14 protein-coding genes and 2 pseudogenes are annotated in these 13,512 nt (G+C 36.7%); 12 read left to right on the top strand and 4 right to left on the bottom strand.

The window, feature by feature from the left end; all coding sequences use genetic code 11:
• Positions 1-3: 3 nt before the first annotated feature.
• From tyrR to PR766_RS06170, 3 genes are all read left to right on the top strand, one after another.
• Positions 4-1,569 carry a transcriptional regulator TyrR gene (gene tyrR, locus PR766_RS06180; RefSeq protein ID WP_036962196.1) on the top strand — a complete coding sequence of 522 codons (1,566 nt, stop codon included), beginning with the start codon at positions 4-6 and terminating at the stop codon, positions 1,567-1,569.
• A gap of 4 nt (positions 1,570-1,573) precedes the next feature.
• Positions 1,574-2,002, top strand: a complete 429-nt coding sequence (locus PR766_RS06175; protein ID WP_036962198.1) for a hypothetical protein — start codon at positions 1,574-1,576, stop codon at positions 2,000-2,002.
• Between the two features lie 273 nt (positions 2,003-2,275).
• Positions 2,276-2,650 carry a hypothetical protein gene (locus PR766_RS06170; RefSeq protein ID WP_006660050.1) on the top strand — a complete coding sequence of 125 codons (375 nt, stop codon included), beginning with the start codon at positions 2,276-2,278 and terminating at the stop codon, positions 2,648-2,650.
• A gap of 124 nt (positions 2,651-2,774) precedes the next feature.
• On the opposite strand, the gene tpx is transcribed toward PR766_RS06170, so the two are convergent.
• Complete coding sequence (gene tpx, locus PR766_RS06165; RefSeq protein WP_154636646.1) at positions 2,775-3,275, bottom strand: thiol peroxidase; 501 nt, start codon at positions 3,273-3,275, stop codon at positions 2,775-2,777.
• Between the two features lie 461 nt (positions 3,276-3,736).
• On the opposite strand from tpx, the gene PR766_RS06160 reads away from it, so the two are divergent.
• A complete protein-coding gene (locus tag PR766_RS06160) occupies positions 3,737-5,359 on the top strand; it encodes a peptide ABC transporter substrate-binding protein (RefSeq protein WP_154636645.1) in 1,623 nt (540 codons plus the stop codon).
• Between the two features lie 363 nt (positions 5,360-5,722).
• Complete coding sequence (gene zntB, locus PR766_RS06155; RefSeq protein ID WP_006661918.1) at positions 5,723-6,706, top strand: zinc transporter ZntB; 984 nt, start codon at positions 5,723-5,725, stop codon at positions 6,704-6,706.
• A gap of 265 nt (positions 6,707-6,971) precedes the next feature.
• On the opposite strand, the gene ttcA is transcribed toward zntB, so the two are convergent.
• Positions 6,972-7,913 (bottom strand): tRNA 2-thiocytidine(32) synthetase TtcA, encoded by a 942-nt coding sequence (ttcA, locus tag PR766_RS06150; protein ID WP_262362003.1) that lies wholly within the window; start codon positions 7,911-7,913, stop codon positions 6,972-6,974.
• Positions 7,914-8,419: 506 nt separating this feature from the next.
• Here ttcA and PR766_RS06145 point away from each other — a divergent pair.
• The 4 genes and pseudogenes from PR766_RS06145 to PR766_RS06130 all read left to right on the top strand — a co-directional run bounded on the left by PR766_RS06145 (position 8,420) and on the right by PR766_RS06130 (position 10,247).
• A pseudogene (locus tag PR766_RS06145) lies at positions 8,420-8,571 on the top strand (cold shock domain-containing protein).
• A gap of 12 nt (positions 8,572-8,583) precedes the next feature.
• Positions 8,584-8,688 (top strand): annotated as a pseudogene (ymcF, locus tag PR766_RS06140) (cold shock small protein YmcF); the annotation flags it as partial.
• Positions 8,689-8,907: 219 nt separating this feature from the next.
• On the top strand, positions 8,908-9,363 hold the full coding sequence (locus PR766_RS06135; RefSeq protein ID WP_006661916.1) for an Hsp20 family protein: 456 nt from the start codon (positions 8,908-8,910) through the stop codon (positions 9,361-9,363).
• A gap of 362 nt (positions 9,364-9,725) precedes the next feature.
• Complete coding sequence (locus tag PR766_RS06130; protein WP_036965053.1) at positions 9,726-10,247, top strand: YagU family protein; 522 nt, start codon at positions 9,726-9,728, stop codon at positions 10,245-10,247.
• Positions 10,248-10,563: 316 nt separating this feature from the next.
• Here PR766_RS06130 and PR766_RS06125 read toward each other — a convergent pair whose 3' ends face one another.
• Positions 10,564-11,214, bottom strand: coding sequence for a DUF421 domain-containing protein (locus PR766_RS06125; RefSeq protein WP_006660040.1), 651 nt, complete (start codon positions 11,212-11,214; stop codon positions 10,564-10,566).
• An 8-nt stretch (positions 11,215-11,222) separates the two neighbouring features.
• Positions 11,223-11,669 carry a DUF3290 domain-containing protein gene (locus PR766_RS06120; protein ID WP_036979328.1) on the bottom strand — a complete coding sequence of 149 codons (447 nt, stop codon included), beginning with the start codon at positions 11,667-11,669 and terminating at the stop codon, positions 11,223-11,225.
• Between the two features lie 299 nt (positions 11,670-11,968).
• On the opposite strand from PR766_RS06120, the gene PR766_RS06115 reads away from it, so the two are divergent.
• The 3 genes from PR766_RS06115 (at position 11,969) to PR766_RS06105 (ending at position 13,056) form a co-directional block, all read left to right on the top strand.
• Positions 11,969-12,268 (top strand): HdeA/HdeB family chaperone, encoded by a 300-nt coding sequence (locus tag PR766_RS06115; protein ID WP_006660038.1) that lies wholly within the window; start codon positions 11,969-11,971, stop codon positions 12,266-12,268.
• Positions 12,269-12,514: 246 nt separating this feature from the next.
• The gene (locus tag PR766_RS06110; protein WP_006661914.1) at positions 12,515-12,727 is read left to right on the top strand and encodes a hypothetical protein; all 213 of its coding nucleotides are present in this window, start codon (positions 12,515-12,517) and stop codon (positions 12,725-12,727) included.
• Positions 12,728-12,843: 116 nt separating this feature from the next.
• A complete protein-coding gene (locus PR766_RS06105) occupies positions 12,844-13,056 on the top strand; it encodes a YccJ family protein (RefSeq protein ID WP_006660036.1) in 213 nt (70 codons plus the stop codon).
• The last annotated feature ends 456 nt before the right edge of the window (positions 13,057-13,512 follow it).

Below are 13,512 nucleotides of genomic sequence, written 5' to 3'. Positions count from 1 at the left end.
ATCATGCGCCTCGAAGTGACCTGCCAAGACCGTATCGGTTTAACGCGTGAATTACTTGATCTTTTAGTCCTACAAAACATTGACTTAAAAGGTATCGAAATTTCAGCTCAACGTCGAATTTACCTGAATTTTGCACCTGTCGATTTTCAGGTTTTTAGCACGTTAATGGCAGAGATCCGCCGTATTAATGGAGTGATTGATGTACGTCGTATCTACTTTATGCCATCAGAGCGTGAGCATAGAGCTGTTTGGGCATTGCTTAACTCATTCCCTGAAGCTGTATTATCCATTGATAATAAGCTGAATATCGAATTGATTAACCCAATGAGTTTGCAGTTATTTGGGGTTGATGAAACCAAAATCAAACAAAAATCTTTTTCGCAGTTAATTCCTAATCATGGGCTACATCGTTGGTTTGAGCGGGAGTCACCTGAGCCTTATACCGAGCGAGTCTCTGTAAAAGGAAGTGACTATTTAATGCAGGTCACACCAATCATTCTAGCGGATGAAGACGGAAAATTTCACTGCACAGGCGCAGTTATTCTCCTCAAATCGGTCGCTATATTGGAAAATCAGCGTAAGCAAGCGGCAGAAGTTGATGTGGATAACCGTGGATTTAACCAAATTGTTGCGGTTAGCCCTGCTATGGTTCAAGTGATCGAGCGAGCCAAACGAGTTGCAATGCTTGATGAGCCACTTTTGTTAGTCGGTGAAACCGGAACAGGTAAAGATATTTTGGCAAAAGCGTGCCATTTACACAGTGCTCGCGGCAATGCGCCATTTTTAGGATTAAATTGTGCATCGTTGCCGGATGATGTCGTCGAAAGTGAGTTATTTGGATATGCTGCGGGTGCCTATCCAAATGCTATTGAAGGGAAAAAAGGCTTTTTTGAGCAGGCAAACGGTGGAACTGTCTTACTGGATGAAATTGCCGAGATGTCGCCTCAAATGCAAATCAAGCTGCTACGTTTCCTGAATGATGGCACCTTCCGACGTGTCGGTGAGGAGCATGAAGTTAAGGTAAATGTACGAGTGATCTGTGCGACACAGAAAAACTTACCCGAATTAGTCGAACAGAAAAAATTCCGAGAAGATCTCTATTATCGCCTGAATGTACTGACATTGACTATTCCACCATTAAGAGAGCGCAGTGAAGATATTAAACCGCTCACTAAAATGTTTGTGGCTAACTTTGCTAAAGAATTACATATTGCTGAACCCAAAATTTCACCAGCATTAATTGAATCACTGAATTCTTATTACTGGCCAGGCAATGTTAGACAATTGAGGAATGCATTATATCAAGGATTATCGCAATTTAATGGCGATATTCTGGATGTGGGCGATGTTCAATTACCGGATGCAGTTAATGCACCTGCGATTGCTTTAGATACATTAAATGGCTCGCTGGATGATATTACCAAACGTTATGAAGCATCTGTATTAGCAAGACTATATCGTGATTATCCGAGCACAAGAAAATTGGCAAAACGTTTAGATATTTCTCATACTGCGATTGCAAATAAATTGAGAGAATATGGTCTCAGCACTAAGAAAGAGCAAGACTAACGCGATGAAGAATATTTTAAAATTGAGTGTGATCGGCATATTAATGAGCGTGAGCGTCAACAGCTTCGCACAAGAAAAACCAAACAATAAATTGATTGATAAACTTTGCAAAAATGCAGTGCAAACAATGGATGACGTGTATGAAAATGGTGCGTTAACTCAGTGCCATTTTTCTGATCGTTCATTGCTTAGCGCTTATCAAGAATATCGTGACTTGCTCGGTGAGGATAAACAGTTTTTAGAGGCGAAATTAGAACCCAATAAAAACAAGGAAGTGATTTGCTCTGATGATAATTGCCTGTCGATTATTTACCGTTGGAGTGGTGAGAATAAATTAGAAATTGAGCAAAGTTTTTCAGGAGGAGAAACCTATCTCCAGTTTATTCAAGACAAGAAAGACACTTTGCTTGAAATACGGTACTTTCCAGATTAGTGGCACCGCTCCCAACTTGTAAAGCCCATCCAATGAAAACGCTCACTAAATTAAATATAAGCGCAAATAATTTAGTGAGCTAACTCGATTAACCCAAATTTTCATGTTCTTTACCTAAAAAGCGATGCTTTGATCATTGCGTGCTGGTGATTTTTTCTGCTATAAAAATGGTGAACGCCATTTTACTTTCTCAGTTAATGATAAATAAATGCTTAAGTTGTGCATTGATTATGAATAATAGCAACGCTGGTTTTATACCTTCAAGGAGTTGCAATGGAACAATTCACTATTAATTTTATTGTCAATTTCAAGCTACGTGAGTATATGTCTAAGAGTCACTATCAAGGTGATATGTTTGAATCAGCCAATGCTGCGGCAGAACTTTATTTAATGAATAAGGCAGCGGCAAATTATTTAGCCAAAAAGACCCGTTTTACGTGGGAAGCACTAGTGAAAAATGGGGATAAACCACGGGATTTGATTATTGATATTCTCACTTCTTGTTGCCCTGTTACACAAGAGCAAGCACAGCGAGTATTAAGTACTCTGTCACACTCATTAGTGAGTATGATGAAGGAAAACATGATTTTTACTAATGTCGTTAACGCGAAAAATCACAAACGGCTATTTTGGGCTCATGTTGATTAAAACGTGCTGCGTAAACCTCGTAAACGTCAATGCTACCTGTCAACATTATTCGTAAAATACCTGTCGATAAAAAAGACCACAATCACTGAAAGTATCGGTGATTGTGGTCCAGCATAAATTGAGATTATTTCAGGCTATTTAGCGCGTTGTCATAATCAGGTTCTTCGGTAATTTCAGGAACTAGCTGGCTGTAAATGACTTTGTCATTCTCATCTAATACCACGACAGAACGTGCAGTTAAGCCTTTTAATGGTCCTGTTGTCATCTCAACACCGTGATCTGCTGCGAAATCGCTACGGAATGCAGATAATGTAACGACGTTGTCTAAACCCTCAGCACCACAAAAGCGAGCTTGTGCGAAAGGTAAGTCAGCAGAAATACATAAAACAACGGTGTTATCTAAACCACTTGCTAGTTGATTAAATTTTCGTACAGAGGCAGCGCAAACACCGGTATCTACACTTGGAAAAATATTCAGAATTTTGCGTTTACCTTGATACGTTTCTAAAGTTGCTTCGCTTAAGTCCTTAGCGACTAAAGTGAAAGGTTTCGCTTGTGAACCTGCCTGTAAAAATGTACCTGCAAGTGAAATGCTGTTGCCTTTGAGTTTAACTGTCTGTGACATTCGTTTTTCTCCCGTTTATAGGTTGAGCTGCAGAGGATGAAATGAGAAAGTAATATTTATAATCAAAAAATTACGTAATTTCACGCCCTGAACTGTTGTTTTTACATTCTATTATTGACCAATTGCATTGTCAGCTTCTCAGTATGATAAACAAGAAGGTGACGCCGCAGTATACAATTAATAAGCTCTATTAAGAGTTTATGTTTTTTATTATGTATCATCCTAAAATACCATATTCAATGGGATAAAAAGAGCGCTTTGTGCCGTGTTTTACTTGTTATATGATGAGGCGAAAGCTAATTTTAAACCGATAATCAAGTCAATGGTTTACTGGATATCATTGGGAGAGCGTTGACTTACTAAATATGAATTTAGCGGTTTTTAATGGATGAATTCATCAAAGCTCAATGGTTTTTACTGTTGAGTTACCTTCTTTTTGATTAATAGATAGAAATAATAATATGCATAAACGTTCATTGACCTCTTTAGCTGTATTCATTTCGTCACTTTTCCTTTCTACACATACTCTCAGCGCGACCATTCCCGCAGGTACTGTTTTAGCAGAAAATCAAGAAGTTGTGCGCCATCTTAAAGATGAACCCGCATCATTAGATCCAATTAAATCAGTCGGCCTTACAGAAGCTCAAGTCATGCGTGATTTATTTGAGGGTCTTGTTAATCAAGATAATCACGGTCAGCCAATCGCGGGAGTGGCATTAAATTGGCATACCAATGATAACCGAACTTGGGTTTTTCAATTACGTCCTGATGCTGCGTGGTCGAATGGTGAACCCGTTACCGCCGAAGATTTTGTTTACAGCTGGCGTCGTTTAGTGACTCCCGCTAATACTTCACCATTCGCTTGGTTTGCTGCACTGGCTGGTATTAATAATGCGCAAGATATTATTGATGGAAAGCTTCCTCCAGAGCAATTAGGAGTAGAAGCAGTAGATAAACATACATTGAAAATTATCTTAAATAAGCCAGTTCCTTATTTTCCTTCATTAACTGCTAACTTTAGCCTGTTTCCTGTCCATCGTGGAACCGTTGAACAATATGGCGCAGATTGGATAAAAGTGGGAAATTTGGTTGGAAACGGTGCATTTAAACTGAATGATCGCGTTGTGAATGAAAAAATCGTACTAACCCCAAATCCGCATTATTGGGATCATAAAAATACCGTTATCACAAAGGTCACCTTTGTTCCGATTAACCAAGAGTCTCATGCAACCAATCGCTATTTGGCGGGTGATTTAGATATTACTGAATCCTTCCCGAAACAGCGTTATCAAAAATTATTACAAGATATTCCGAATGAAGTTTTTACGCCTGACCAATTAGGTACCTACTATTACGCATTCAATACTCAGCGAGCACCGACAAATGATGTGAGAGTCCGTCAGGCATTATCTATGACGATTGACCGACAACTGATTGCCAGCAAAGTATTAGGCACTGGTGAGAAACCCGCTTATTATTTTACACCTGATGTCACCGCAGGTTTCAAGCCCCAAAAAGGACTGTATCAGTCACATAAGCAAAAAGAGTTGGATCAACAAGCTAAAATATTGTTACAACAAGCAGGGTATAGTGAAGCTCACCCTTTGGAATTGACATTGCTTTATAATAGTTCGGAAAACCACCAAAAAATTGCGATTGCGATTGCTTCTATGTGGAAGAAGAAGCTAGGGGTTCAGGTTAAGTTAGTGAACCAAGAGTGGAAAACCTACATTGATAGCCGTAACACCGGAAACTTTGATGTGATCCGCGCATCGTGGATTGGGGATTTTAATGAGCCATCGACTTTTTTATCGCTCCTGACATCTCAACATAATGGCAATATTCCTAAGTTTAATAGCTCGCAATATGATGCATTAATGACGTCAGCAAGTATTGAAACCAATGATGCTCAACGTAATGCCTATTATAATCAAGCAGAAGCGATTATTGCTAAAGAAGCGCCAATTGCGCCAATCTACCAATACACGAATGCACGGTTGATTAAGCCGTGGTTGAAAGGTTATCCGATTGAAAATCCAGAGGATGTGGCATACAGCCATAGCTTCTATATTATTAAGCATTAACAATGATATTTAGCCAGTACCCACCGTGCTGGCTAAACTTTTTGCGGTCCTAAAATAAAAAAACTCCTTCCACTGGAGAGTTAGAAGGAGGACCAAAAAGGAATAAACACTACAGAGCTAATAATAGGGAAAAACTTTGCGGTTTTATTGCTAATTTGTGTCAATCGAATGGGATCTCCCTAGCAAAAATTGAGAAATTTCATTGAGCTATAAATCCTGCACACCATCTTATTTTAATGCTTTTATTTTCTGTTCTTTAACACTAAATTAAACTTTGTATTTTTATTTTGTTATTGAAATCATTGCAATATTCCCTTTAATCAACTAAAAATACCTTACTTTTCAATTTATGGAGATATTTGCATGGCGTCGACCTATGGATCGCAATTTCAACACTCTAGCCCTGTTCATGCCTTTCAGTTAGATGGGAATGGCGGGGTTCTTCCTATCGATTTAAATGCAAATGCGACACAGCAATCTCCATTTTGGCTGCATTACGATTATAAAAATAAAGAGACCGCTAGCTGGATCCAACAGACTGATTTATTTAATGACCAAGTGAAATCATCACTGACTGGTAAAATGAATCGTATGCGTATGGTGCGTATTGGCGATGGTGTGTTACTCACATTGCAGACATTAAATAACACGACAGGTCAGCGTCCAGAGCAGCTAGTGGCATTTCGCATTTTCATGAATAGCCGTTTGATTGTTTCATGTAGACATCGACGTGTTCATTCATTGGATTCGGTTATTGATGATTTAAAAGAAGGTGTAGGTGCTCAAAGCACAGGAGAATGGCTTGCTGATGTTACGGATGCAATGACTGATGAAATTAGTGATTTTACTGATTCTCTTCACGAACGATTGATTGAAATGGAAGATGTGATATTGCATGGCGAAATTCCGGAAAGAGGGGAATTAGCCCTGTTGCGTAAACAAATTATTGTTGTTCGCCGTTATATGGCACCGCAACGAGATATGTTTTCACGGTTAACGGCCGAAAAATTATTATGGCTGGATGAAAATGATAGACGTCGTTTGCAAGAAATATCGGACAGACTCGGGCGTTGTATTGAAGATCTAGACGGTTTTATTGCGCGTACTGCGATTATGTCTGACGAAATTACGAACATGATGACAGAAATGATGAATCGCCGAATTTATACTATGTCATTAATGGCAATGATATTCTTACCCACCACGTTTTTAACCGGTTTATTTGGTGTGAATTTAGGGGGGATCCCGGGTAATGAGTTCAAGTTTGCCTTCAGTACATTCTGCTTGTTACTCGCGGGTTTGATTGCCACAGTGTTCTGGTGGTTAAAAAGAAGTCGATGGTTATAAGACGGTGAATTATTCTGGATAATGGGCACTAGTTTGAGATAAATCAATAAAGTGAATAGGGTTTTAAGGCAATATTACTCCCGCAGGTGAATGCAACGTTGAGCGATGAACGTTGTGCTCCATAATTGTAGTTTTTCTCATATTGAGTTCTTATACAGAATAATTGACCACTGTAATGCCGATGTCTCTTACATCGGCTTTTTTTTTGCATAAAATCTGACACTACCCCTATTATATAGAGGTAGTGGGATAACTATGAGTAATCTTATTTAATTTCAATTACATCTAAACGGTCAGCGTTATAGTCGGGCTGATCATCTTCATCCATCATTGGCTGAGTCGGTAGCTCTTCGCGGTCAAAAGCCATATCGCCGCCATTGATCACGGCATCTCCATGAGAGATATTTTTAAAATCAAAAAGTTCAGTGTCACACAGATGCGAGGAAACAACATTTTGAGTTGCGCTAAACATGGTTTCAATGCGACCAGGATAGCGTTTATCCCAATCACGGAGCATCTCTTTAATCACTTGACGTTGTAAATTAGGCTGAGAACCGCACAGATTACAAGGAATGATAGGGAATGCTTTGGCTTTCGCATAACGCTCAATATCTTTTTCACGGCAATAAGCCAGAGGGCGGATAACAATGTGTTTCCCGTCGTCACTCATGAGCTTTGGTGGCATGCCTTTTAATTTTCCGCCATAGAACATGTTTAAAAACAGTGTTTGTAAAATGTCATCGCGGTGATGACCTAATGCGATTTTGGTTGCACCTATCTCTGTTGCTGTACGATACAAAATACCACGGCGCAGACGAGAACACAGAGAGCAGGTCGTTTTTCCTTCAGGAATTTTTTCCTTCACAATACCGTAAGTATTTTCTTCAACGATTTTATACTCAACACCGAGTTCCTCTAAGTAAGCCGGTAAAATATGCTCAGGGAAGCCAGGCTGTTTTTGGTCTAGGTTTACCGCGACCAAAGAGAATGAAATTGGGGCACTTTTTTGCAGGCTTTGCAAAATAGACAGTAGGGTGTAGCTATCTTTTCCCCCAGATAGGCAAACCATGATGCGGTCACCATCTTCAATCATATTAAAATCGGCGATAGCTTGCCCAACATCTCGGCGGATTCTTTTTTGGAGTTTATTTAGGTTATATTGCTCTTTATTAGTCGTCATTCTCGGTTGTTCTTTCTTGTTTCTGATTGCTATTTAATTTTTTGAAAAGTATATATTTTTTGGTTTTTTGTCGTTCTCGTTGTTTCCGAATTAACCCAGTCTTACACTGACTCGTGTAGTAAGACATTGAATAAGACTGATATGTCAGAATTTAATAAAAATTCACAGACAAAAAGCTAAAAAACATTCACGGTAAAGAAATCTCTAAGCCAGCAATGATAGCAGATGGTAGGGGGCTTTCGATACTAGTAAGCAAAAAAGGTTCTACCTTATGATCATACTCTGATCGATTTGAAGGCAAATTAAGTGGGATGATAATAAGACGGCATCAGGAGGCTATATCATAAAAATAAATATTTATCAGTATGTTATGTTTTTTATGTTAAGTACATTTTCAATTCATATTGATGATTAAAATAATGATCGTATCTATATGCCGTGTGGCAACAATTAAAATCTAAAGGAATTCAATATGTCTAATACAATGACATTTTTTAGTAAAATGGTTTAACGAATCTACAGGCTTTGGTTTTATTTCTCCTGAAGATGGAAGCAAAGATGTGTTCGTACACTTTGTGCAATTCAAAGTGATAGCTTCAAAACGCTTACTGAAGGACAAAAAGTTAGTTTCTCAGTAGCGAATGGTGCAAAAGGTCCAGCTGCGGCAAATGTGGTGGCGCTTTAGGGCGATATCGTTATGAGATGTCTTTGCTGTAAAGGGACTCAGTACAGACGGTACCATTTTGAAGTAACAAAAAGTGACCCTTCTGGTGCTAAATGTATTTTTTGCAAAAGCACCATGCAAGCTCAGGCATGTTAGTCACTTGACAGGCTATGGTTAAGAACCTCGCTGTGGTGATTTTTTTATGACTGCCTATATTAAATGTAAAGAATTGTAATCATTATCTTGAAATTCTCGCTAGCAATCCTATATAAGTGATGTAACAGGATAAAAAATTAATCCATACTGGCTAATCGTGCTTATGTAATAGATATTTATTTTGATATTGAAGGAGAAATTATGTCTAACATTAGATCTTTTTCATTATTTCCAGCGTTATCTGATAACTTGCTTTCTAATAGGTTTGACCAAATGGATCGTTTATTCAGTCAATTAACAGGTAACCGACCATTAACCTCAGAGCATCCATATAATTTAAAACAAATAAATGAATCAAATTATCAATTAACTGTTAGTGTTCCTGGTTATAAGGAGGATGAGTTAAGTGTATCCTTAAAAGGTGGGAAACTCTATGTACAAGGTGAGCAATCAACTGAATTAGTTAATGATTCAGAAAAATGGATTCATCAAGGGATAACACAAAATAAGTTTTCTCTTGAATTTAATCTCGGTAAGAATGTAAAAATTGAAAATGCAGAATTATCAAGCGGTTTGTTAACATTAAATATTGAATATGAAATCCCGGAAGAAGAAAAACCTCGGGTCATAGCTATTGAAAATAAAGATACAAAATAATTTTTCTGTATTTTTTAACCCGCCAACAATGGCGGGTTTTTTATTCAATAGAGGTTGCTATGAGCATTGGTGTATAGTAAGGCAACATTGTGTGCTTAAAGAATCAATGTTAATACAAATCCGTTAATCTTATAGTATGAAATCTCGCTTTTAAGTGATTTTCATATATATTTAAATGCTATTTTTTTAAAATACATGTGTTTATTTTTCTCGTTTTGATTGATTATTTGTTTATGTTTAAGAAAAAAATTACTGTTATCCTATGAATTAAGCCCTGCTGTTATAACTAATAATTAAAATAATAAACACGTATTCTTATCTCTACTATACTTATAATATCCAAATTATAGAGCGAGTATATAATGATTGATTTTTTTAGGTTAACAAAAAAAAGTTCCAGGCATATTGGTATAGCAATATATGTTGGTATCATCGCGGGTATTTTTTCAGCATTAGTCAAGTCAGGTTTTGAAGGCTTAATTCCGCCAAGAACCATTGAAACAACACCACCGCCAATCGTCTTACTAGAAAAGCTTGGGTTAAATATAGATACAATGACTTATCATTGGATGGGCTATAGCATTAATTGGGGGGGGAATGGTGTCCATATATTATTTTCAATAGTGATTGCAGTAATATATTGTATTATTGCTGAGTACTTACCCAAAGTTAGATTATTACACGGTATTTGTTTTGGTATCGCTGTTTCTATTTTTGCTCATGGCTTAGTCGTACCATTATTAGGACTATCTGGCTGGCTATGGACTGCTGGCTATCAAGCCCTTATTTCTGAGTTTGTTGGAACAGCTTTTTGGATCTGGTCAATTGAAGCAATTAGGCAAAATTTGCGTTATTGTTTAACCAAAGAAAAAGATGCTGAGTAGATTGGGATGTTTACCCCTTATCTATTATAAATTACTGATAAAATGTAAAGGCTCGTTTAAGCTATATAAGTCATCTATTCGAGAGGTCGCCTAGTGCGACCTTTTTATTTTTTTGATTTCTAGATGATTGTCAGATATATGCAGCCTCAGAATCAATTACATTGTTATCAATTAACTCGGATGCTTGATAGGACATCATCCCGAACAAAGGTTATTGGCCACTATGGCGTGATAGTATGAGCGAAATTACACCTTATTAATAATACGATACTTAGAACAAGAACATTATCAGTTACACGCAAGGAATAAATCTGACTTAATCTTTGACTCCATTTTTCTCATATCCATATAAATTAATTCTACCCGACAAATACTCACCTAAATAGACATCACTAATTTTATTGAAGCCTTGTTTAGAGATGTTGTCTTCTAACCACCCAATGTCTTTTCCGATGATTTCAAGTAGATCACCGTTAGCTAAGCCATCCACGATAATTGGATAACGTATGTTTTCATCACCACTTTGAATAATAGTTAACTGCCCATTCTGTTCAAGAACAACGCGTTTTAGCTGTTCTATTTCATAAATACCATTGGATCTTAACTTAAACATTAAATCATTTGCGGAAACGCCATTTTTTAAACACTCTTTAACATTAACGTTGCCATTATGTACTAAGGTAATTGGCTTTCCATCAATAACACGTTTAATTAATGGGTTATTTTCTTTTAAAAATTTAAGGGTAAAAACAAGCAAAGTCCAGATGATTAACACGAGTATAAATTGCAGCACGGTTATCGACTCATTGTAAATGACACCGCCAATAATCCCACCTAAAACATAGTTTTGAACCTGGTCCATTGCGGATGAGGGGGCTAGGTTACCTTTTCCCATAAGGTTGATTTGAACAATCAAACATAGTATTCCCAATCCCAGCTTTATAATAATCGGTGCATAAATAATCATTTTCTTCCTTAATTTTTTATGATGGTTATTTCGGGATTTGTTAACCAAACCTCGACTAAATTGTAAGTTTTTTGATCTGAGCTTAAGTTAATACGGTAATAACGATCATTAATTTTAATGATGACACCATCGGATAATTGTACTGAATTGGAAAGGATAGAGCTTATATTTACATCTTTGTCTTTCGATAATACTCTTACAAAATTAACCATTTGTGATGATTTCGAGTGCATATTTTGGTTGTCAGTATACTCTGCATATTGAACACCTGAAATGAAGAGCAAAAATAAGAAGGCGATAATCGTTAAATCTCGATATTTAGTCTGTAAACGATGACGCATATACAGGATAAAAGCGACGATCAAAGTGAATAATGTGCCAAAAATAACAATATATTTTAAATAATCATTTATATTGGACTGTGTTTGTAAATAATCTATTCCATAAAAATTCATAGAGACATCTTTCCTGATTGTTTACGATATTAATTTTTATCATAGTGACTTATTGCCATTTCAGCGTCGATATTAAATAACAATTAGTGTGAAGCGGGCACTATTACGTTCTCAAATTTATGTATCCCCTGCTAACCAAAGTATACATTCACTTGCGGATAATCTATAAGCGATAATTGTAATTTGATAGGGCAAAATTACCCTTTTAACACTATTGACTTTGCTGAAATTTCTTATTATTTATAAATAATAGACTTGTTTCAATGGGCATTACCACGAGAAAATAAAGAGGAATATTTATGAATAAAGTTCTGATTTCTGCTTGTATACTGACTTCAAGTATTCTGTCATCCAACGCATTAGCTGCCGACAAAGTCACCTCGACACCCGAAAATATGACATGTAAAGAGTATGTGGACCTGAATCCTAAAAGTTGGGCTCCAGTTGCCTTGTGGGTAACATCACAAGACACTCAATTTAAAGGCGGTGATTGGGTGGCGCTATCTGAAAAAAGCGTTGCAGAAGCACCTTTAATTCTTGAATTTTGCAAGAAAAAACCAGAGGGAACCTTAAAAGATTACCTCGCTAGTAAGAAATAAGTTTTCTTAATCTCGAGTAGCCACAGTTTACATCTGCGGCTACTCGTATGACTGACTGTTAGACTCATCTTTCTACTAAACCAAGCGTTAATGACAATAAAATAAATTATTTTTCACTCAATCATAATATTTAGCCTAACTGTGGTTAATTATAGCGTCTGTGGCTTAAATATAAAATCATCGGTTGCTGTGATATTCTAATTTTGATAGGTTATAGTTTCCGTTATCTAATACTAAATATATTTAATGAAACTCATTACCTTATTTTTTTGTTTTTTTATTATTGCAGGGTGTTCATTCAATCCAACGTTTGAGCCAAATAAATCAACGTGGCCAAAGCAACATAAAGACGCGCGTTCAGATGAGCAAAAGAGAGTTGATAGGGACGCCGTTCATGAGCAACAAAGAGCCATTATGCGTGGTGAAAGACCCGATTATGGTGTATTTGAGCGCTATTAATATTTGAATAAGTATTATTTAATGCGGTGTATTTTGATTAGCTGAGAAGGTGCTAACTAAAAATTTTGTAGCTATGTTATGATTTCACTTAAGACTAATAACTGTGGATATTAAATATGAAAGATCATCACATATCTGAATGGGCAAAGGTCCGTGAAACTTCAATTGAGATTGCTCAAGCCATATTTGAATTAGCTAAAGGGAATGAGGTGTTAGCTGAAAAAATTTGGGAGGAAGGGTCTGATGAAGTACTTCCACTGGCATTTTCTAAGACAACAGAAGACAAATTGTTTTGGGGTGAGCAAACAATAGAGCGTAAAAATATTTAACTGTATTTTAATGTCCTAAAGGGGTTTGTTTATATCAGCAAAGTTGATGTGGAAAAACTCACAATAGCCCATAAAATAAGCAGAACTCGGTTTGCTCTATACAAGGCTACGCACCGCGTAGCTTTTTTATTGCCTGAGTTATCATCGTATGGTTTTTTGAATTTTCTTATTTTTCAGTTTGTTACTGTTTTTTGTTATGTATGAAAACATGTTCAATTGAAATTGATTTTAAAATAATTACAGTATTTATGAAAAAAAACATTGCTATGATTAAGGATATATGAGTAAATACGTCCATCGGTTTGAAAGTACAGACCTATTTATGAAAGCAAGTTTTGAAAAGTTCCCCATCAAGTGTTATCCATTGATATCCACTCGTAGTGAATTCCTCCTAATTAGTTCCATAAGTATAAAGAAGTATCAAACCTATATGCCGTGTGGCAACAATTAAAATTT

The organism is Providencia sp. PROV208, assembly GCF_028479465.1.
GTDB lineage: Bacteria > Pseudomonadota > Gammaproteobacteria > Enterobacterales > Enterobacteriaceae > Providencia > Providencia alcalifaciens.
This window is presented reverse-complemented; position numbering and strand designations above follow the sequence as displayed.

Excerpts from the sequence above, each read along its gene's own strand:
- tyrR (WP_036962196.1), top strand. The coding sequence starts at position 4 with ATGCGCCTCGAAGTGACCTGCCAAGACCGTATCGGTTTAACGCGTGAA.
- PR766_RS06175 (WP_036962198.1), top strand. The coding sequence starts at position 1,574 with ATGAAGAATATTTTAAAATTGAGTGTGATCGGCATATTAATGAGCGTG.
- PR766_RS06170 (WP_006660050.1), top strand. The coding sequence starts at position 2,276 with ATGGAACAATTCACTATTAATTTTATTGTCAATTTCAAGCTACGTGAG.
- tpx (WP_154636646.1), bottom strand. The coding sequence starts at position 3,275 with ATGTCACAGACAGTTAAACTCAAAGGCAACAGCATTTCACTTGCAGGT.
- PR766_RS06160 (WP_154636645.1), top strand. The coding sequence starts at position 3,737 with ATGCATAAACGTTCATTGACCTCTTTAGCTGTATTCATTTCGTCACTT.
- zntB (WP_006661918.1), top strand. The coding sequence starts at position 5,723 with ATGGCGTCGACCTATGGATCGCAATTTCAACACTCTAGCCCTGTTCAT.
- PR766_RS06135 (WP_006661916.1), top strand. The coding sequence starts at position 8,908 with ATGTCTAACATTAGATCTTTTTCATTATTTCCAGCGTTATCTGATAAC.
- PR766_RS06130 (WP_036965053.1), top strand. The coding sequence starts at position 9,726 with ATGATTGATTTTTTTAGGTTAACAAAAAAAAGTTCCAGGCATATTGGT.
- PR766_RS06125 (WP_006660040.1), bottom strand. The coding sequence starts at position 11,214 with ATGATTATTTATGCACCGATTATTATAAAGCTGGGATTGGGAATACTA.
- PR766_RS06120 (WP_036979328.1), bottom strand. The coding sequence starts at position 11,669 with ATGAATTTTTATGGAATAGATTATTTACAAACACAGTCCAATATAAAT.
- PR766_RS06115 (WP_006660038.1), top strand. The coding sequence starts at position 11,969 with ATGAATAAAGTTCTGATTTCTGCTTGTATACTGACTTCAAGTATTCTG.
- PR766_RS06110 (WP_006661914.1), top strand. The coding sequence starts at position 12,515 with ATGAAACTCATTACCTTATTTTTTTGTTTTTTTATTATTGCAGGGTGT.
- PR766_RS06105 (WP_006660036.1), top strand. The coding sequence starts at position 12,844 with ATGAAAGATCATCACATATCTGAATGGGCAAAGGTCCGTGAAACTTCA.